Origin of the sequence: Burkholderia sp. M6-3 (assembly GCF_050858985.1) — a bacterium.
GTDB classification, from domain to species: domain Bacteria; phylum Pseudomonadota; class Gammaproteobacteria; order Burkholderiales; family Burkholderiaceae; genus Paraburkholderia; species Paraburkholderia caledonica.
On record NZ_CP110090.1, the window covers coordinates 1178023 to 1197761 of the forward strand.

General features: G+C 62.5%; 14 protein-coding genes and 1 tRNA gene. 8 read left to right on the plus strand and 7 right to left on the minus strand.

Annotation, left to right across the window (positions count from 1 at the left end):
- Positions 1–18 precede the first annotated feature (18 nt).
- The gene (locus OH764_RS05085) at positions 19–483 is read right to left on the minus strand and encodes a rhodanese-like domain-containing protein (protein ID WP_020065476.1); all 465 of its coding nucleotides are present in this window, start codon (positions 481–483) and stop codon (positions 19–21) included.
- Between the two features lie 438 nt (positions 484–921).
- Here OH764_RS05085 and glnA point away from each other — a divergent pair, with 438 nt between their 5' ends.
- From glnA to OH764_RS05105, 4 genes are all read left to right on the plus strand, one after another.
- Entirely contained in the window at positions 922–2337 is a 1416-nt protein-coding gene (gene glnA / locus OH764_RS05090; protein WP_020065477.1) for a type I glutamate--ammonia ligase, read from the plus strand.
- Positions 2338–2480: 143 nt separating this feature from the next.
- On the plus strand, positions 2481–3623 hold the full coding sequence (gene glnL / locus OH764_RS05095; protein WP_498848258.1) for a two-component system sensor histidine kinase NtrB: 1143 nt from the start codon (positions 2481–2483) through the stop codon (positions 3621–3623).
- A gap of 48 nt (positions 3624–3671) precedes the next feature.
- On the plus strand, positions 3672–5189 hold the full coding sequence (ntrC, locus tag OH764_RS05100; RefSeq protein WP_498848259.1) for a nitrogen regulation protein NR(I): 1518 nt from the start codon (positions 3672–3674) through the stop codon (positions 5187–5189).
- Positions 5190–5370: 181 nt separating this feature from the next.
- Positions 5371–7542, plus strand: coding sequence for a prolyl oligopeptidase family serine peptidase (locus OH764_RS05105; protein ID WP_498848260.1), 2172 nt, complete (start codon positions 5371–5373; stop codon positions 7540–7542).
- Positions 7543–7628: 86 nt separating this feature from the next.
- On the opposite strand, the gene xth is transcribed toward OH764_RS05105, so the two are convergent.
- Positions 7629–8405, minus strand: a complete 777-nt coding sequence (gene xth / locus OH764_RS05110; RefSeq protein ID WP_498848261.1) for an exodeoxyribonuclease III — start codon at positions 8403–8405, stop codon at positions 7629–7631.
- A 191-nt stretch (positions 8406–8596) separates the two neighbouring features.
- Between xth and OH764_RS05115 the strand changes: the two genes are divergently transcribed.
- Together OH764_RS05115 and OH764_RS05120 are read left to right on the plus strand one after the other, a co-directional pair.
- Entirely contained in the window at positions 8597–8884 is a 288-nt protein-coding gene (locus tag OH764_RS05115) for a hypothetical protein (RefSeq protein WP_020065482.1), read from the plus strand.
- Between the two features lie 113 nt (positions 8885–8997).
- A tRNA-Met gene (locus OH764_RS05120) sits at positions 8998–9074 on the plus strand.
- A gap of 105 nt (positions 9075–9179) precedes the next feature.
- Here OH764_RS05120 and OH764_RS05125 read toward each other — a convergent pair.
- Positions 9180–9878 carry an aspartate/glutamate racemase family protein gene (locus tag OH764_RS05125; RefSeq protein WP_498848262.1) on the minus strand — a complete coding sequence of 233 codons (699 nt, stop codon included), beginning with the start codon at positions 9876–9878 and terminating at the stop codon, positions 9180–9182.
- A gap of 221 nt (positions 9879–10099) precedes the next feature.
- On the opposite strand from OH764_RS05125, the gene OH764_RS05130 reads away from it, so the two are divergent.
- On the plus strand, positions 10100–11392 hold the full coding sequence (locus tag OH764_RS05130) for an amidohydrolase family protein (RefSeq protein ID WP_498848263.1): 1293 nt from the start codon (positions 10100–10102) through the stop codon (positions 11390–11392).
- A 114-nt stretch (positions 11393–11506) separates the two neighbouring features.
- On the opposite strand, the gene OH764_RS05135 is transcribed toward OH764_RS05130, so the two are convergent.
- On the minus strand, positions 11507–13615 hold the full coding sequence (locus tag OH764_RS05135) for a M3 family metallopeptidase (protein ID WP_498848264.1): 2109 nt from the start codon (positions 13613–13615) through the stop codon (positions 11507–11509).
- Between the two features lie 278 nt (positions 13616–13893).
- Between OH764_RS05135 and OH764_RS05140 the strand changes: the two genes are divergently transcribed.
- Positions 13894–15036, plus strand: a complete 1143-nt coding sequence (locus OH764_RS05140; protein ID WP_498848265.1) for an acyltransferase family protein — start codon at positions 13894–13896, stop codon at positions 15034–15036.
- 257 nt (positions 15037–15293) lie between these two features.
- Here the strand turns inward: OH764_RS05140 and folD are convergent, their stop codons facing one another.
- The 3 genes from folD to fixL form a co-directional block, all read right to left on the minus strand.
- On the minus strand, positions 15294–16154 hold the full coding sequence (gene folD / locus OH764_RS05145; RefSeq protein WP_020065487.1) for a bifunctional methylenetetrahydrofolate dehydrogenase/methenyltetrahydrofolate cyclohydrolase FolD: 861 nt from the start codon (positions 16152–16154) through the stop codon (positions 15294–15296).
- A gap of 356 nt (positions 16155–16510) precedes the next feature.
- Positions 16511–17158, minus strand: coding sequence for an oxygen response regulator transcription factor FixJ (gene fixJ / locus OH764_RS05150; protein ID WP_498848266.1), 648 nt, complete (start codon positions 17156–17158; stop codon positions 16511–16513).
- Positions 17155–19671, minus strand: a complete 2517-nt coding sequence (fixL, locus tag OH764_RS05155) for an oxygen sensor histidine kinase FixL (RefSeq protein ID WP_498848758.1) — start codon at positions 19669–19671, stop codon at positions 17155–17157. Before fixL ends, fixJ begins: the two co-directional genes overlap by 4 nt.
- Positions 19672–19739 lie beyond the last annotated feature (68 nt).

Genomic DNA, 19739 nt, shown 5'->3' on the forward strand with positions numbered 1-19739 from the left:
CGCCCTCATGCAATCCCTTTACGCGCCGATCCACGGCAACCCGCGAAAACACCAGCCCGAGACGGTCTTGCGGTGCCCCTGGCCGTCCTTGTCGCCTTCGAAGCCTTCCAGCAGGTCATAAGCCTTGGTGAAGCCAGCCTGAGCGGCCGCGATCGCAGCGAGCTTCGAACGCGCGGCGCTGCGGCACAGAAAAAGCACCGGCGTATCCGGCGACGCAACGTCGCTCAACTGATGCAGGAACTCCTGGTTCGGCACTGCGCCCGGATATCGCGTCCATTCGACATGCGCATACTGTCCGTCGCCGATCACTGGCCGGCCGACCCAGTCGAGTTCCGCGCGCGTGCGCACATCCACGAGACGCGTGCGCGGATCGAGCTGCAGCAGTTCGAACGCTTCGGCAGGCGAGAGCGCGCCAGCGTACGGCAACTGGTTTTCGGTGCGGCGTTTGTCCGCTTGTGAATACAGCTGTTCTAGTGTGCTCATGAGTCAGTCTCCTTGACCAAAAGACCATTCTATCGCGGCCTCCTGGCGTGGCGCGGGGTCCAAACGCAGCATCGGCCGCGGCATCATGTGACGCACATATGCGCCCATGTTTGGTGCAACATTCTGCGAATGCACCAAAATAAACCGACTCACATAATGTCCAACGAAAACTGCCCCAATACGGTGCTTAACACCCGGACAAGATTTCAGGGTCGCATGTCATGCGGTGCGCGGATTCCCCGGAAACGCGCGCACCTCGTACGTTCGCGCCTTGTTGGCGTATACATGGCACAGTTGCTGCTTTAATCGTCCCGATCGATCTGCCGCGGCTAATTTCGACTTTTACTCTTCATCATTGAGGGGTGGACGTGCCGGGACGGGTCAGCTAGATTGGGCGGCGGCTGAAATCCGCCGAATTCGTTAATCAGGAGATAGGTTATGAGTAAATCCGTGGCCGACGTCGTTCAACTCGTCAAAGACGAAGACGTCAAGTTTGTCGACTTCCGTTTCACCGACACGCGCGGCAAAGAGCAACACGTTTCGGTGCCGGTGTCGGCATTCGATGAAGACAAGTTCGAAAGCGGCCATGCGTTTGACGGTTCGTCGATTGCCGGTTGGAAGGGCATCGAAGCATCGGATATGTTGCTGGTCCCGGACGCGAACACTGCCTTCATCGACCCGTTCTACGAAGAGTCCACGCTCGTGCTGACCTGCGACGTCGTCGAACCGGCGGACGGCAAGGGCTACGAGCGCGACCCGCGCTCACTCGCCAAGCGCGCTGAAGCCTATCTGAAGAGCTCGGGCCTGGGCGACACGGCCTTCTTCGGTCCGGAACCGGAATTCTTCATTTTCGACTCGGTTCAGTGGAACACGGATCAGTCGGGCTGCTTCGTCAAGATCGGCTCGGAAGAAGCGCCGTGGTCGTCGTCGAAGGAATTCGAAGGCGGCAACACCGGCCACCGTCCGGGCACGAAGGGCGGCTACTTCCCGGTCGCTCCGGTCGACACGTTCCAGGACATCCGTTCGGAAATGTGCCTGCTGCTCGAACAGATCGGCATTCCGGTCGAAGTGCATCACCACGAAGTCGCGGGCCAGGGCCAGAACGAAATCGGCACCAAGTTCTCGACGCTGGTGCAACGCGCCGACTGGCTGCAGCAAATGAAGTACATCATCCAGAACGTCGCGCACACGTACGGCAAGACGGCCACGTTCATGCCGAAGCCGATCGTTGGCGATAACGGTTCGGGCATGCACGTTCACCAGTCGATCTGGAAGGACGGCCAGAACCTGTTCGCAGGCAACGGCTACGCAGGTCTGTCGGAATTCGCGCTGTTCTACATCGGCGGCATCATCAAGCATGCTCGCGCGCTGAACGCGATCACGAACCCGTCGACGAATTCGTACAAGCGTCTCGTGCCGCACTTCGAAGCACCGGTTAAGCTGGCTTACTCGGCTCGCAACCGTTCGGCGTCGATCCGTATTCCGCACGTGTCGAACCCGAAGGGCCGCCGTATCGAAACGCGCTTCCCCGATCCGATGGCGAATCCGTACCTGTGCTTCTCCGCGCTGATGATGGCGGGTCTGGACGGCGTGCAGAACAAGATCCATCCGGGCGAAGCCGCCGACAAGAACCTGTACGACCTGCCGCCGGAAGAGGATGCAAAGATCCCGACCGTGTGTGCCGGCCTCGATCAGGCTCTGGACGCGCTGGACGGCGACCGCGAATTCCTGACGCGCGGTGGCGTGTTCACGGATTCGATGCTCGATGCGTACATCGAACTGAAGACGAACGAGCTGCAGCGTTATCGTCAGTCGGTGCACCCGATCGAGTTCGAAATGTACTACTCGCTGTAAGCGGCAATGGCGCTTCGCCCTTCGAACGGCGAAGCGCTTTGTCCGACGCTCGCGATCGGTCACGAAGGGACGGCGGCGCCGTCCCTTTTTCGTTGGACCGGCCGCAGTGATTTGCCACCATCTCCTATCGGCCAGACTGCAAGATGGTTCTGAAAAATCTGATCAAGGCACGCAAAGGGCACGAGCAGACGTTGTCGGATGACGCGCAGCTCGTCGCTTCCGGTTTGCTGCAGGGCTTCGAGGCATTGCCCACCGTCGTGCTGATACTCGAGAAGCGCACGCTGCGCGTCGCGTTTGCGAATCCGTCGGCCGAGTCGATGCTCGAGCTTTCGCGCAAGCAGCTGACGCAGATGGCGTGGCCAGACATTTTCTCGAACGCGGACGAGCTGGTCGCCACCATCACCTCGATCGCCGCGCACCGCTTTCACGCAACGCATCTGGATGCCGTGCTCGAGCGGCCCGGTCACGAGCCGCTGCATGTGCACGCGATCGTCGGCTTCCTGGAAAGCGCGCAAGACTACGTGTTGCTCGAACTGTTCGAGAACGAGCGGCATTTGCGCACCGACCGCGAGGAGCGCATCAACGACCTGACGGCGGTCAATAAACAGCTGATCCGCAATCTCGCCCACGAAATCAAGAATCCGCTCGGCGGCATTCGCGGCGCGGCGCAGTTGCTCGAATTCGAATTGGGCGAGCGTCAGCGCGACGAGTTGCGCGAGTACACGCAGGTCATCATCAAGGAATCGGACCGCTTGCAGACGCTCGTCGACCGGTTGCTCGAGCCGCACCGTCATCCGCATATCGTCGGCGACGTGAATATTCACGAAGTGTGCGAGCGCGTGCGTCAGGTGATTCTCGCGGAGTTTCCGCGCGGCCTCACCATCGAGCGCGATTACGACGTGAGCGTGCCGGACCTGCGCGGCGACAAGGAGCAATTGATCCAGGCGCTGCTGAACATCGTGCGTAACGCGGCCGAAGCTTTGCGCGAACGCATTTCACAAGGCGACGCGCGCATCGAATTGCGCACGCGCATCGCACGCAAGATCACGGTGTCGAAACGCTTATGTAAGCTGGCACTGGACTTGCATATCATCGACAACGGCCCCGGCATTCCCGAGGAAATCCGTGACCGCATCTTCTATCCGCTCGTATCGGGGCGCGAGGATGGCAGCGGTCTCGGTCTGACGCTCGCGCAGACGTTCGTGCAACAACACGACGGTTTGATCGAAGTGGAAAGCCGGCCTGGCCACACCGAGTTTCAGATTCTGCTGCCGCTCGACTGCTAACACCGCATCTGCACACTGCAGGCATCTCAAGACTTCTGACAGACCTATATGAAGCCGATCTGGATAGTAGACGACGATCAATCGATTCGCTGGGTGCTTGAAAAAGCCCTCGCTCGCGAAAACTTCGCGACTCGCAGCTTCGCGAATGTTCGCGAGGCGTCGGCGGCGCTCGATCACGACAGCCCGCAGGTGCTGGTGTCGGACATCAGGATGCCCGGAGGCTCCGGCCTCGAACTGCTACAAACCGTGCGTGACAAGGTGCCGGGCTTGCCCGTCATCATCATGACGGCGTTCTCGGATCTCGACAGCGCGGTGGCCGCATTCCAGGGCGGCGCCTTCGAATATCTCGCGAAGCCGTTCGACGTCGACAAGGCCGTCGAGCTGATTCGCCGCGCCGTGGACGAGAGCATGCGCGGCGAACAGACGTGGGACGAGCGCGTTGCCGATGCACCGGAAATGCTCGGCCAGGCACCGGCGATGCAGGACATGTTTCGCGCGATCGGACGTTTGTCCCATTCCGCGGCAACCGTGCTCATTACCGGCGAATCGGGCACCGGAAAGGAACTGGTCGCGCGTGCGCTGCACCGACATAGCCCACGCGCGAACGGTCCCTTCATTGCGCTCAACACTGCCGCGATCCCAAAGGATCTGTTGGAATCCGAACTATTCGGCCACGAGCGCGGCGCGTTCACCGGCGCGCAGGCAATGCGCCAGGGCCGTTTCGAACAGGCCGAGAACGGCACGCTCTTCCTGGACGAAATCGGCGATATGCCGTTCGATTTGCAGACGCGTCTTCTGCGCGTGCTGTCGGATGGTCAGTTCTACCGCGTCGGCGGACACAACCCGCTGCGCGCCAATGTGCGCGTAATCGCGGCGACGCACCAGAATCTGGAATCGCGTGTGCGTCAGGGTTTGTTCCGCGAGGATCTGTATCACCGTCTCAACGTGATCCGCTTGCGTTTGCCCGCATTGCGCGAGCGCAGCGAAGACATTCCTTTGCTCACGCGGCACTTCCTGCAAAAAAGCGCGCGCGATCTTGGCGTCGAGTCCAAGCGGGTGTCGGAAGAGGCGCTCGCGTATCTGGCGTCGCTGCCGTTTCCCGGCAACGTGCGGCAGTTGGAAAACCTGGCCAACTGGTTGACAGTGATGGCGCCCGCGCAGACCATCGAGATCAAGGACTTGCCGCCCGATCTCGGTCCCGCGCAGGCCGGTGCAACCGACCTTGCCGGCGGGGGCGGCGGCACGCTCGGCACGTCGGACGCAAGCCTGACGGGTACTGCGCCGATCAACGGCATGAATCCGGTCACGCATTCCGCGGCGGCTAGCAGCATGCCGGTTGCCACGCCCGTCAGCGCGTGGGAAGGTGGCCTGCGCACGGAAGTCGCACGCCTCTTGCGCGAGAACTCGGCCGATGTGATGGACGAACTCGCGCGCCGCTTCGAAGCTGCGGTGATTCGCGAGGCGCTCGACTTTACGCGCGGGCGCAAGGTTGAGGCGGCGGAGCGTCTCGGCATCGGGCGCAATACGATTACGCGCAAGATTCAGGAACTCAATCTCGAGCCTTGACGCTCGTTCATTCCCACTGACCGGGGCGCGGCGGCTCAGGGTGGGGCGCGCACGGCGCCCGTCCTGGCCGATCGCGCGATGTTGCGCCCGGTAACTCCGCATCGCGAGTCGCGGAAGCCATTGAAGCGGGCTTCCGTGGTCGCAAGGCATAATCAACGCTGTTTTCCTTCGACAGCCGACGATGCCTTCTGCTTCTTCCGTTTCTCCCAGTTCTCCCGGTTCCATTTCCTGGCCGCTTTCTCCCGATCCGTTTCTCTGGCTCGAGGCGCTCGACGACCCTGAAGCGCTCGCGTGGGTCGAGAGGCAAAATGCCCGCACGCGCGCCGCATGGTGCAGCGGCGCGCCGTTCGAGACGCTCAGGCAACGTCTCGCCGATGCCTATTTGCCGCGCGAACGTCCGGTGATTCCCGACCGTTGGAAAGAGTGGGCGTACGACCTGTGGCAGGACGAGCGCAATCCCAAAGGCATCTGGCGGCGCACGACCTGGGCCGCGTGGCGCGGCGGCCAGCCCGAATGGGAGAATCTGATCGACTTCGATGCACTCGGCGAAGCAGAAGGAACGCCGTGGGTGTGCTCGGAGTTCGACATTCTCTATCCCGACGGCGATCGCGCGCTGATCACGATGTCGCCGGGCGGCTCGGACGCGCTGGTGGTTCGCGAGTTCGACATCGACAGGCGGCGCTTTGTCGACGACGGATTCGCGATCCCGAAGGCCGGCAAGCACACCGCATCCTGGATCGACCGCAATACGCTTTACGTGGGTTGGGACAATGGTCGCAAGAGCCTGACGCGCTCCGGCTATCCGCGCGAAGTGCGGCGCTGGACGCGCGGCACGGCGCTCGCCGATGCACCCGTCGTGTTCAAGGGTGCGTTCAGCGATATCGGCGTGGAAGGGCATTACGATCCGGTGGAAAAGCGGCACACGGTGGTGAGCAGCGTCGATTTCTTCGATTCGCACACGTACTACCCGGACGACGCGAGCGGCGTCGATGGCGCTCACGCTCCCGCCGACGCCTGGCGTCCTTATGATGTGCCGTCGCACGTGGCCGTGAGCGGCTGGCAGGGCTGGCTGTTGCTCGAACCGCGCCTCGACTGGCACTGCAATGGCGCCGTCTATCCAGGCGGCGCGTTGCTGGCGATTCGCGAAGCCGCGTTCCTGCGCGGCGAACGTGATGTGACGCCGCTCTTCATGCCGACTGCGCAGACCTCCGCGTGCGAATGGACGCATACGCGCAACCAGCTCATCGTTTCGTATCTCGAAGACGTGCAGAACAAGACCTTGTTGTTCACCGCGTCGCAGGCCGCCGATCAGACATGGCAGTGGAAGCGGCGCGTCTTTCCATCGCACCCGGACGGGCAAGCCGACGTCTCGCCGGTGGAGTCGACGCTGAACGATGAGGTGTTCGTCGATACCGACGACTATCTGCAGCCTCCCGCGTACTGGCTCGCCGATCTTGCCCGTGACGATCTCAGCGAGTGGGAACTGCTCGAGCGCTGGCCGACGCAGTTCGACGCGACGCGCTTCATGGTGACGCACGGGCATGCACTCTCCGCTGACGGCACGCGGGTACCGTACACGGTGGTCGGACCGCGGACCGCGCTGGACCAGCAATGCAGCGACCCGGCAGGAGAGCAGCCGGCCTCGCAATCGTCGCGGCCCTGCCTGCTGACCGGCTACGGCGGCTTCGCGATTCCATTGCTGCCAAGTTATCTGACGGGGCAGGGCATCGGCTGGCTGGAGCGTGGCGGCGTGTACGTGGTCCCGCACATTCGCGGCGGCGGCGAGTTTGGTACTCGCTGGCACACGGCGGCGCAAGGCGAAGAACGGCAGCGTGCGTTCGACGACTTCATTGCGGTAGCGCAAACGCTCGTCGCGAACGGCGTGACGAGCGCCGCGCAACTCGGCATTCAGGGCGGCAGCAACGGAGGCCTGCTGGTGGCAGCGTGCATGGTCCAGCGCCCCGAACTCTTTGGCGCGGTGATCTGCGAAGTGCCGCTGCTCGACATGAGCCGCTATCACCTGCTGCATGCAGGCGCGTCATGGATCGACGAATACGGCGATCCCGACGATCCCAACGACGCGCGCGCACTCGCCGCGTACTCCCCTTATCACAACGTGTCGGCCGGCGTGAAGTATCCGCCGGTCCTGTTCACGACATCCACCGCCGACGATCGCGTGCATCCCGGCCATGCGCGAAAGATGGCCGCGCGCATGCAGGCGCTCGGCGTCGACAACGTGTGGTACTGCGAAAACACGGACGGAGGACACGGCGGCTCCGATGAACTGGAGCAGGCCGAGCATGATGCGATGGTTTTCGAGTTTCTATGGCGAACGCTGAGTGCTTCCGCTTGAGGCTTAGGGAGAGGCTTTGTGAGAGCCTTTGTGTCTCGCAGCCGGGTTAGGCGTCGCTAAATCCGGCCGGATCTTGCCGGTGTTCGTCAGCCGATCTGCGCGACGACCGGTGCATGGTCCGACGGCTGGTCCCACTTGCGCGGCACCTTGTCCACGTCGCATGACGTGCAGGCTTCCGAGAGCGGCTTGGAAAGCAGGATGTGGTCGATGCGCAGGCCCGCGTTGCGGCGAAACGCCATCATCCGGTAGTCCCACCACGAATAGATTTTTTCGGGCTGTTCGAACTGACGAAACGCGTCGACGAGACCCAGCTCGATCAGCCGCACGAACTCGGCGCGCTCTTCCGGCGACACTAGGTTCTGACCTTCCCACGCCTTGGGATCGTGCACGTCGCGGTCGTCGGGTGCAATGTTGTAGTCGCCGAGCAGCGCGAGCTTCGGATACAGCGCCATTTCGCTTGCAATCCAGTTGTGCAGCGCGGCGAGCCAGCGGAGCTTGTACGCGAATTTGTCGGTGCCGGGCGCCTGGCCGTTCGGGAAGTACGCAGAGACGATCCGCACGCCCTCGACGGTCGCCGCGACCACGCGCTGCTGCAAGTCCTCAAAGCCGGGAATATTTCGCACGATGCTGCTTTCGTCCACATTCAGACCCTGGCGCACGAGGATGCCGACCCCGTTGTACGTCTTCTGGCCCGCGAACCAGCTGCGGTAGCCTTTCTCTTCGAGTTCGGCGCGCGGGAACTTCTCGTCGGGCAGCTTCAGTTCCTGAAGGCACAGCACGTCGGTGCCGCTGGTTTCCAGCCAGTCGATCACATGCTGTTGGCGGACTTTGAGGGAGTTGACGTTCCAGGTGGCGATTTTCACGGGAGATTCTCAAGCTGAATGGCGCAGGAGCCGTAGCTTACCAGCGCATACGGGGCAAGACGATTTTCGCGTGGCTCGAACCGCGCGTAGCGAACCAAAATAAAAAGCCGACGCGCGACCCGCGCGGCGTATAGTGGGGATCACACTCACAGTTTGACTTACTCAGGCACTGGCGTGCAGCGGAGGGCATCATGGCTCAACTTTATCCTGATCTTTATAAGGACTTCGAAGTGCATCCGCTGGTTTTCTCGCGGGCGTTCGACAAGTTCGACGGTCACAAGCGGCACGCGGAAGGCTATGACGTCGCGGTGCGCGTGTGTCGTCCCGGCGCAATCAGCGGGTCGAAGGCGAGCCGCGTGTTTCGTCTCGTGCTGCCTGCAACGTTCTCCGATTTCGGCGTGGCCAAACGCAGCGCGAGCCAGTACGGCGCGGATATTATCGACGGCAAGATCGAGGGCGCGACTGTGCTGGATCTGTGAGCCACAGATGCTCCTTCTGCGCTTTCGTTCGTGCTTCGCTCTAATGAATCATGCGATTGTTGCGGGATCGTTTGACGTAATGCGAACATCTCTATACAATCCTTTTTCTCTGACGCGGGGTGGAGCAGTCTGGCAGCTCGTCGGGCTCATAACCCGAAGGTCACAGGTTCAAATCCTGTCCCCGCAACCAAGCATTGTTGAAAGCCCGCTGGCGCAAACCAGCGGGCTTTTTAACTTGTAGCGCCGCAATTGTGGCGCTCGATTGCGTTGAAATGCAATCGAGCGTCGTCCGGCACTACTGCGCTCCAATCGCCCACTCAACCGCCGCTTGCGCATGCAACGCCGTGGTATCGAAAACGGGCAGAACAGAATCTTCCGGCTTGATCAGCAACGTGATTTCGGTGCAGCCGAGAATCACCGCTTGCGCACCGCGCGAAGCCAGCGATTCGATCACGCTTTGATACACCGCACGCGATTCGCTGTTCACGTTGCCGTGACATAACTCGTCGTAAATGATGCGGTGTATGTCCGCGCGCTCGGCTTCTTCGGGCACCAAAGTCTCGAGTCCATAGCGCTCGCGCAGGCGGCCTGTGTAAAACGTCTGCTCCATCGTATAGCGCGTGCCGAGCAAACCGACGCGCTCGACGCCCGCCGCGCGCAACGCTGCGCCGGTCGGATCGGCGATATGCAGAAACGGTACGTTGATCGCCCGCTCGATCGATTCATACACGCGATGCATCGTGTTGGTGGCGAGCATCACCAGCTCGGCGCCGCCGCGTTCCAGTTGACGCGCCGCGTCGGCCATCCGCTCGCCGAGCGCGCCCCAGTCGCCCGCGCGCTGGTCTGCTTCGATCGGCGCGAAGTCCACGGTCAGCATCAGGCTGCGTGCGTTGTGATGACCGCCCAGGCGCGCCTTCGCGTGACGGTTTAGCAGCCTGTAATACTCGGCGGACGACTCCCAGCTCATTCCGCCAATTACGCCTATCGTCTTCATCTGCCTGCTCCCGATCATTGCGTCTTGATGACTGAGCTGAGTATAGGTGCGCCGCGGTGCACGCAGCCGGTACGGATTTCGCGGCACTCGCCGGTACGGCAAGCGGACAAAACGCCAGGCAAAACGCTAGATAGACGCCGGATGCAACCTGCGCATACTTTCTGGCGCCGATAGAATCGTCATGAGCCACAGCGCACGGACACACGAAAAGGGAGGGAGAGATGGATCTGATCATCCGCCGCGCGATGCTGCCGAAAAGCATCGCGCCGCAAGCCGGGCAGCCGTTCGACATCGGCATTGAAGCGGGGCGCATTGTTGCCGTGGAACCGAATCTCGCCGCCGCCGCGCGCGAGGAAATCGACGCTGCCGGCTCGCTCGTCACGCCGCCGTTCGTCGATCCGCATTTCCATATGGACGCGACGCTCTCGTATGGTTTGCCGCGCGTGAACGCGTCGGGCACGCTTCTCGAAGGCATTGCGTTGTGGGGCGAACTGAAGCCGCAACTTACGCAGGACGCGTTGATCGAACGCGCGATGCAGTACTGCGACTGGGCAGTCGCCCGCGGGCTGCTTGCAATCCGAAGTCACGTCGATGTGTGCGATCCACGTCTTCTCGCTGTCGAGGCGCTCGTCGAAGTGAAGCGCCGCGTCGCGCCATATCTCGACCTGCAACTGGTGGCGTTTCCGCAGGACGGCGTGCTGCGCAGCCCAGGCGCCTTTGAGAACCTGAAGCGGTCGATCGCAATGGGCGTCGACGTGGTCGGCGGCATTCCGCATTTCGAGCGCACCATGGCCGACGGCGCGCAGTCGGTGCGCATGCTGTGCGAGTATGCGGCGGAGCAGGGGCTGCGCGTGGACATGCATTGCGATGAATCGGACGACCCCATGTCGCGCCACATCGAAACGCTCGCGGCCGAGACGCAGCGTCTCGGCTTGCATGGGCGCGTCACCGGTTCGCATCTGACGTCGATGCATTCAATGGACAACTACTATGTGAGCAAGCTCTTGCCGCTCATGCGCGAATCGGGCGTGGCGGCCATCGCGAATCCGCTCATCAACATCACGTTACAGGGACGCAGCGACACGTATCCCAAGCGGCGCGGCATGACGCGCGTGCCGGAGATGATGGCGGCGGGTATCAACGTCGCCTTCGGCCACGATTGCGTGATGGATCCGTGGTACAGCCTGGGCTCGGGCGACATGCTCGAAGTCGCGCACATGGGCTTGCACGTCGCGCAGATGACGGGCGTCGAAGGCATGCACGCGTGTTTCGACGCGGTCACGGTAAACGCAGCGCGCATTCTCGGTCTGGAAGGCTATGGCGTTGCGCCGGGCTGCGCGGCCAATCTCGTGCTGCTCGACGCGCGCGATCCGGTTGAAGCGATCCGTTTGCGCGCGGCGCGACTGGCGGTGATAAGCCGCGGCAAGGTGGTGAGCCGTGCGCCGGCTGCGCGCGCGGCGCTGTCCCTCGAAGGGCGTCCTGCAGAGGTGGATTTCAAGCTGCATCGCGGTTGAGCGCGGCAGGTTTCAGCTAAAGAAAAGCCGGTGTCCGCTCATGCGGAACACCGGCTTCTTTACATCGGCACTGATCGATACGCCGAGGGTTTCCTCCGCGCAGCGTGCGGCGTTTCAATTCGCCGTGGCGGGCGTCATGCCGTTGTGTCGCAACAAGGCGTCGATGTTCGGCTCACGTCCGCGGAACGCCTTGAACGATTCCATCGCCGGACGGCTGCCGCCCACCTCGAGAATCTCCTTGCGGTAACGCATGCCGGTTGTCTGGTCGAGCACGCTGCCGCTCGCGGCCTGCGCCGCTTCCTCGAATGCCGCGTAGGCGTCGGCGGACAACACTTCAGCCCACTTGTAGCTGTAGTAGCCGGCCGCATAACCGCCGGCAAAAATATGGCTGAACGTGTTCGGCCAACGCGAGAACGGCGCCTGCGGCACGACATGGAAGCGCTCGTTGATCTCGCTTGCAAGTTCGGTCGCGTTCTTCGTGCCCGCTGCGTCGAAGCCGGTATGCAACTGCATGTCGAACATGGAAAACACGATCTGGCGCAACGTGCCGAGACCGCTCTGGAAATTCTTCGCGGCCAGCATCTTGTCGAACAGTTCACGCGGCAGCGGCTGCGCGGTTTCGACGTGCGAAGTCATGTCCGAGAGCACATCCCACTCCCAGCAGAAGTTTTCCATGAATTGCGACGGCAGTTCGACCGCGTCCCATTCCACGCCGTTGATGCCCGAAACGCCGAGCTCGTCCACACGCGTGAGCATGTGATGCAGGCCATGCCCAAATTCGTGGAAAAGCGTGATGACTTCGTCGTGCGTGAAGCAGGCCGGCTTGCCGCCGACCGGCGCAGAGAAGTTGCAGGTCAGATAAGCAACCGGCGTTTGCACGCCGCCATGCGTATGCTTGTGACGTCCGCGTGCGTCGTCCATCCAGGCGCCGCCGCGTTTGCCTTCGCGCGCATACAGGTCGAGATAGAACTGCGCGACGAGGCCGCCGTCCTGGTTCTCGACGCGGAAAAAGCGCACGTCCGGATGCCAGACGGCTGCTTCGTCGCGGCGGATGCGCACGCCGAAGAGCGTTTCCGTCACCTTGAACAGGCCTTTGAACACGGCGTCTTCAGGGAAATACTGTTTGACCTCGTTCTCCGAGAACGAATAGCGCTTCTGACGCAGACGTTCGGCGGCGAACGTCATGTCCCACGGTTGCAGATCGCTCAAGCCGAGTTCGCTTGAAGCGAATTCGCGCAACTCCTTCCAGTCCTGTTCTGCATGCGGGCGCGCGCGCGTGGCGAGGTCTTCGAGAAAAGCCATGACCTGTTCCGGCGATTCGGCCATTTTGGGCGCGAGCGACACCTCGGCGAAATTCTTGTAGCCGAGCATATGCGCTTCTTCGGCACGCAGCTTCAACTGCTCGGCGAGCACCGACGTGTTGTCCCATTCCGGCTTGCCCTTGCCGTATTGCGGGCCCAGTTCGGATGCGCGTGTCACATACGCGCGGTACATCGCTTCGCGCATCGGACGGTTTTCCGAGTACTGCATCACCGGGAAGTACGACGGGAAGTGCAGCGTGAACTTATAACCGGTCTTGCCTTCGCGCTCGGCTGCTTCCTTCGCGGCCTCGATCACGTCTTCCGGCAGGCCGGCCAGTTCCGCCTCGTTGCCGGCTTCGACGAAATACGCGTAGGCGTTGGTCGCATCGAGCACGTGGTCCGAAAACGCTTTCGACAACGCTGCCTGACGTTCCTGCAACTCGGCGAAATGCGGCTTCTGGTCTTCAGGCAATTCCGCTCCGGACAAACGGAAGTCGCGCAGCGCGTTGCCAAGAATTTTCTTGCGTTCGCTCGTCAGCGAGGCGAATTCATCGCTCGCGTTCAGCGTCTTGTACTTCTCGTAGAGCGCGAGATTCTGACCGACGCTCGACCAGAACTCGGTCACGCGCGGCAGATTTTCGCCATATACGGCGCGCAACTCGGGCGTGTCGGCGACGGCGTTCAGATGGCCCACGACGCTCCAGGCGCGCGACAGCGGTTCGGTCGCACGCTCGACGGGCTCGACGACATCGGCCCACGAAGCGGGCGTGATCGGCTGCGCTGCGCGCTCGACGGCGGCGGCCGCATCGGCGAGCAGCACGTCGAGTGCGGGCGTGACATGTTCGGGGCGGATGTCGCCAAAGCGCGGCAGGTCGGAGAAATCGAGGAGCGGATTGTCGTGATTCGAGACGGTAGTGGACATGAGGCTTCCTGTCTGACGCGGGTGAACGGGTAATCGGTACTTTAATCAGTGCTTGAGCCGCTTGCGCGCTGCGGCGGCTCGTGGCGGCTCATGGCGGTTATTACACCGCACATCAGCATTATTGGGGCGGGGTGCGCCGATTCCAATCGCCGGCACACAAATTAGCAGATGTGGCCGCCCGTAGCGCTTTTGTGCGAAAACGAACGGTGCTAAATGGTGCCGCGCCGCATTCTGACGTGTCTATTGCGTTGCGACGCTTTTCAGCAGGAGAGGTACCGATGACCCCGCTTTCGCACGCTTTATCGCGCAAAGGCAACAATTTCGACCTCGTGCGGCTGCTGGCCGCCGTGGCCGTGGTGTATGGCCATTCGTATCTGCTGCAGTCACCTGACGGCACGACCGACTGGGTCGAAAACGCGCTGGGTTTCGACGGTTTCGGTGCGCTCGGTGTGTACGCGTTTTTTTTGCTGAGCGGCATGCTGGTGACCGCCAGCTTCGACCGGCAACGCTCGGTGCCGCGCTTCGCCGTCCTGCGGATTGCCCGGCTGTGGCCAGCTGTCGCGCTTGGATCGCTCGTTACGGTCTTCATCGTCGGACCGCTTTTCACGACCCTGCCGCTGCGTGAGTACTTCAGTTCGGGCATGACGTGGGCGAATCTGGACAACTTCTCGACCATCGTGATGAAAACCGGTTGGGCGCTGCCGGGCGTGTTCGAACACAACCGCTTTCCCGTCGATGTGTGCGGCCCGTTGTGGACGCTGCCGCTCGAAGTGCGCTGCTACCTGATCGTGCTCGCAAGCGGCTTGCTCGGGTTGCTGTCGAGCGCGCGCGGCGCCGCGCTCGCGGCGGCGCTCGGCATTGCCGCTTTCGTGCTGCGCGTGCATTTGCCGCCGCATCTGACGCCGCATTCGCTGCCGCTCGTACAGATTGGCCTGCGCGACTTCACCGAGACGCCCGGCGGCTATTCGTTCTGGCCGGAGCCGTTCTTCATGCTTGGCATGCTGCTGTATGGCTTGCGCGAGCGGATCAGTATCGACGGTCTGACAGCGCTCGCCTTCACCATGGTGTTCCTCGTGTTCCGCGACACGGCCGGCGCGCAGCCGCTGTTCTATCTGGCTTTTGTGTACGGCGTACTGTGGATCGGGACGACGCCGCTGTTGCGGCGGTTCGTGCCGCGCCATGACTACTCGTACGGAATCTATCTGTATGGCTTCATGGTGCAGCAATGCGTCGCGAATATCGCCCCGCAGTTGAGCCATGTGACGGCGGCGCTGATCGCCGCGCCGTTTATCCTGCTATGCGCGGCTTTGTCGTGGCACTGCGTCGAGCGGCCGGTGTTGATGTGGTGCCGTGGGCGCCTCGCGCGCCGGCGGGCGCCGCGTCCCGACGGCGTGCCGGTGAGCGAGCAGGCCGCGCGCTAGAGCGTGTGATGAATGTGTGTGCGTGTGAGATAGACGTGCGAGATGAGCGGGGCGGGGAGCAGTGCGAGGAGATGACGAGACGTCGGCTGGAAGCGACGCGAGGGTGGTCTTGAGGTGAGGCAGTAAGTGAGTCTTAAAGCGAGGCAGGTAGCGAAGCGGGAGGTCGGCTCAAATTGATACGGAGTCGACCTCCGAGTAGGGTACGAAGCGAGTTGAAAGCGCGGGGCAGGGCAACGCTCAGCGCTTTCTTTTTTACCTCAAGCGTGCCGCGCGGCCTCACGTTCCGCGGCTTCGATCGTGTTGACGAGCAACATCGTAATTGTCATCGGGCCGACGCCGCCCGGCACCGGCGTGATGTAGCCGGCCACTTCCTTCACGCCTGCAAAATCCACGTCGCCGCATAGCTTGCCGGCTTCGTCGCGATTCATGCCGACGTCGATCACGGCCGCGCCCGGCTTCACCATGTCGGCGGTGAGAATGTTGCGCAGGCCGGTGGCGGCCACCACGATGTCGGCGTTGCGCGTGTGAGCTGCCAGATCGCGCGTCTTGCTGTGACAGATCGTGACAGTGGCACCCGCTTCGAGCAGCAACAGCGCCATGGGTTTGCCGACAATGTTCGAGCGTCCTATCACCACCGCGTTCGCGCCCTGAAGCGGAATGTCGTAAGCCGCAAACATTTTCATCACGCCATACGGCGTGCACGGGCGGAACAGCGGCTGGCCGGTCAGCAATGCGCCGGCGTTGGCGACGTGGAAACCGTCCACGTCTTTCTCGGGTGCGATCGCCTCGATCACCTTGTGGCTATCGATATGCGGCGGCAGCGGAAGCTGCACGAGAATGCCGTGGATGCGCGGATCGCGGTTCAGTTCGTCGATACGTTCGAGCAGTTCGGCTTCCGGCAGATCGGCCGGATAGCGGTCGAGCGATGAGCCGAGACCGTTGTCGTGGCACGCCTTGACCTTGTTGCGCACATAGACTTCGCTTGCAGGATTGTCGCCGACCAGCACGACGGCAAGCCCCGGCTGATGGCCGCGGGCGGTGAGTGCGGCGGCGCGCGCGGCCACGTCGGCGCGCAGGGTCTTGGAAAGGGCGAGGCCGTCGATCAGTTTGGCAGTCATGGTCGGTCGAGAGGGGCAGTATGGAAAGCGGAGCAGCACGCGTGCCGCGCACCGTGGCGTTTTTCAGCGGGAACGGGTCGGCGCATGAAAAGCATGTGACGCCAATCGGAGCTAGGCGCCGCTGCAAAGTCCATCATTATACCGGCGTGTGCGGTCATGCCGATGACGTCCCATCGACGCGAGCGCTTGCCTTGACGAAGAAGTAGCGAGGAAGAACCGACAAAAGGCCGGACTGGGTAGTCCGGCCGCTTGGCGCCGTGTGGACCGACCGGGGCCACCGGGGCCGACGGGGGGCGACGGCCTCTCAGTTTGCGTGAAGCGCGCCAGAATGCGCGCCTGAAACACGCCGCCCGTGCTTATTGTGCCGCTTGCTGCGGCTTGTTCGACAGCGCGAGCCGCAACAGGTCGGCGACCGTGTTGACGTTGAGCTTTTCCATGATGTTCGCGCGGTGTGCTTCGACCGTCTTGATGCTGATGCCGAGGTCGTCGGCGATCTGCTTGTTCAGGCGGCCGGCAATGATCCGCTCGAGTACCTGATGTTCACGGGCGGTGAGCTTGCCGAGACGCTCGGCGGCCGCGCGCTGCTGCTGCACGCTCGTGCTTTCGCTGCGCGCCTTGTCGAGCATGCGCTCGACAAGCTTGCGCAACTCGGCTTCGTCGAACGGCTTTTCGATGAAATCCATCGCGCCTTTCTTCATCGTGGACACTGCCATCGGCACATCGCCATGACCGGTCACGAAGATGATGGGCAGCGACGCATTGTCGGCGATCAGACGCTCCTGCAGTTCCAGTCCGCTCATGCCGGACATCCGCACATCGAGAATCAGGCAGGCTATCTGGCCCGGATGCTGATGCGGCTGCCATGCGTCGATGAACTGCTCGGCGCTCAAAAAGCACTGCACGCGGTAGCCGTTCGCCTCCAGCAGCCAGCGCAGCGAATCTCGCACGGCCTCGTCGTCGTCGACGACAAAGACAGTTTCCTGTGTGGTGACTGGGCTGTTCATAGCTCTCCCGTAACGGTTTGTGGTGTCGGCGCCTCTGACCCGCCGTTGCTCGGGCCGTCGGGCTCTCCAATAGGCAGACTGCAATGGAACGTGGCGCCCGTGATGTGGCCGTCTGATTCGACGTTGTTGACCACCCACAGACGGCCGCGGTGCGATTCGATAATCGAACGGCAAATGTTCAGCCCCATGCCCATACCGTCGGACTTGGTGCTGTAAAACGGTTCGAACAGCCGCTCGGCTGTTGCTTCGTCGACGCCCGGACCCTGGTCGACGACGCTGATGCAGACAAAGCCGCCTTCCAGCCGCACGACCACGCGGATCACCGGATCGACCGCATTGGGCCGCGCTTCGGCCATCGCCTCGGCGCCGTTCTTGAGCAGATTGACCAGCACCTGCTCGATCAGCACCGGGTCGACGTAAATGACGGGCAAACGCGAGCGCAGGTCGGTGACGATGCGAATGCGCCGTTTGCGCACCTCGATCTCCGCGAGGCCCACCGCGTCTGCGACGATGTCCGCCACGCGCGTAGCCTGACGCTTGGGCTCGCTGCGTTTCACGAACTCGCGAATCCGCTTGATGATCATGCCGGCGCGCACCGCCTGCTGGGCAGTCTTTTCGAGCACGGGCAGCAGGTTGTCCGGCGTCGTCCGACCGGATTTAACCAGTGCAACGGTTCCCGAGCAATAGTTATTGATCGCGGCGAGCGGCTGATTCAGTTCGTGCGCGAGCGACGAGGCCATTTCGCCCATGGTCATCAGCCGGCTCGTGAACTGCAGTTTTTCGTCTTGCTGGCGCGACAGTTCCTGCGCCTGCTTGCGCGTGGTGATGTCGGTTGCGATCTGCATCTGCGCAAGGTGGCCGTCCACCCATTGAATGTACTGGCGGCGCACTTCAAACCATTTCTGGATGCTTTGCACATAGATTTCCTGCGCGTCGGCCGTGCTCTCCGTCAACGCGGCGGCGGGCAGTCCGGCGTAGGTATCCACCATATCGATCGAATCCGAGGACGCCTGTGCGCTATCGAACCCGCCGCCCGCCAATTCCAGGTGGCCGTCCGGGCGGATCCCGAACAGGTGCCGGTAGTAGCGGTTGGCGAACAGCAGTTCGGCTTCATCGGCGGCGAGCACCGAGACAGCGGCGTCGAGGCTCTCCAGCACGGTCGTGAAGCGCTCGTGTGCGGCGGCAAGTTCTTCACGCGCGCGCTTGGGTTCGGTGATGTCGGTCATCGACGACATCCAGCCGGTCTGGCGGCCCGAACTGTCGATGAGCGGCGATACGTAGAGGCGCGCGTGGAAAGTCGAGCCGTCTTTGCGGCGCACGCGCAATTCGAAGCCCGACGAGGGCGCCTTGCCGCGCAGCGTCATGTCGAGTTGACGCTGCATCTCCGGATAAGCGTCGCGCGGCCAGTAAGCGAACGGCGCGGTCTTGCCCACGAGGTCGCTTTCGTCCCAGCCGGTCATCCGGCAAAACGCCGGATTCACGTGTGTGATGCGGCCATGCATGTCGAGTACGCGCATGCCGATCAGCACGGAATTTTCCATCGCACGACGGAAAAACGCTTCGGCGTAAAGCGCCTGTTGCGCCTCGAAACGTTGCCGCGTGTGTTTCCACAGACTCCACAGACTCCACAGCACGAAACACGACAGACCCGCCACCAGCCACACGAGTGTGTTGTTGGTGAAATTGGTCATTTGCGGGAACGCATAGACGCGCACCGAGACGCCCTGGCCCGGCGGGTCGAGCGGCAAGTCGTAGAACATGTCGCGCGGCAGGCGCGGGCGCGTGGACGTGGTGGTCAGCTCGCGGTTGTTCGCGTCGATGATCGAAATCTTGTACTTGGCCGACAGCTCGGGCGGGATGTCGTGCTTCAGAATGCCTTCGACCGAAAACACGGCGGCAATCGAGCCGAGAAATTCGCGGTCGCGATAGACCGGTGTTTGCAACGTGATGTAGCCGTTGCCGAGGTCGTCGTAGATGAGCGGCGAGTAGACCTGGCGGCGCGTGCTGCGCGCCTCGGTAAAGGCCGCTTTCACTGCCTCGTCCATCTGGGTGTCGTTGGGCTTCGCGAGCCGCTGGCCGAATACCGGCAGTGCCGTGCTGGGCCAGCGCGGCTGCTGCTGGCTCGTGTACCAGTTCATGTAGAGGATTTCGGGATGCCCCTGCATGATGTCCGTGGTGGACACCTGGAACGACTGCGGATCGGCATGGCCCGCCACCAGGTCGCGCGCGAGAGCCTGGATCTGTTCTTGCGCGCCCGTCATGGACAGGCGGATCTGCTGCTGGGCCCATGCAACGTTACGGTAGAGCGTGTCTTCCTGTTGCTGCTGCTCGCGCCGGTTCAGGCTCCACAGAATCAGGCTCATGACGACCAGGAAAACCAGGATCGACAGGAGCGGCGTCAGCAAATAGGAATTCGACCACCATGGTCCATGGTGCCAGCGGGAGGACGGCGTCGAATCCGTCGGCGAACCGGCGGTGCGCGCCGAGCGAGCGAAAAGCCGTTCGGTCAACATGCGTGGCATTGTAGCGCAGCGCGTACCTCCCAAATGGCGCAAAAAATCACGGAAAGTGCCGTTAATCG

Excerpts from the sequence above, each read along its gene's own strand:
- folD (WP_020065487.1), bottom strand. The coding sequence starts at position 16,154 with ATGACTGCCAAACTGATCGACGGCCTCGCCCTTTCCAAGACCCTGCGC.
- glnL (WP_498848258.1), top strand. The coding sequence starts at position 2,481 with ATGGTTCTGAAAAATCTGATCAAGGCACGCAAAGGGCACGAGCAGACG.
- fixJ (WP_498848266.1), bottom strand. The coding sequence starts at position 17,158 with ATGAACAGCCCAGTCACCACACAGGAAACTGTCTTTGTCGTCGACGAC.
- OH764_RS05105 (WP_498848260.1), top strand. The coding sequence starts at position 5,371 with ATGCCTTCTGCTTCTTCCGTTTCTCCCAGTTCTCCCGGTTCCATTTCC.
- glnA (WP_020065477.1), top strand. The coding sequence starts at position 922 with ATGAGTAAATCCGTGGCCGACGTCGTTCAACTCGTCAAAGACGAAGAC.
- OH764_RS05135 (WP_498848264.1), bottom strand. The coding sequence starts at position 13,615 with ATGTCCACTACCGTCTCGAATCACGACAATCCGCTCCTCGATTTCTCC.
- OH764_RS05140 (WP_498848265.1), top strand. The coding sequence starts at position 13,894 with ATGACCCCGCTTTCGCACGCTTTATCGCGCAAAGGCAACAATTTCGAC.
- OH764_RS05115 (WP_020065482.1), top strand. The coding sequence starts at position 8,597 with ATGGCTCAACTTTATCCTGATCTTTATAAGGACTTCGAAGTGCATCCG.
- OH764_RS05085 (WP_020065476.1), bottom strand. The coding sequence starts at position 483 with ATGAGCACACTAGAACAGCTGTATTCACAAGCGGACAAACGCCGCACC.
- OH764_RS05130 (WP_498848263.1), top strand. The coding sequence starts at position 10,100 with ATGGATCTGATCATCCGCCGCGCGATGCTGCCGAAAAGCATCGCGCCG.
- OH764_RS05125 (WP_498848262.1), bottom strand. The coding sequence starts at position 9,878 with ATGAAGACGATAGGCGTAATTGGCGGAATGAGCTGGGAGTCGTCCGCC.
- ntrC (WP_498848259.1), top strand. The coding sequence starts at position 3,672 with ATGAAGCCGATCTGGATAGTAGACGACGATCAATCGATTCGCTGGGTG.
- fixL (WP_498848758.1), bottom strand. The coding sequence starts at position 19,671 with ATGTTGACCGAACGGCTTTTCGCTCGCTCGGCGCGCACCGCCGGTTCG.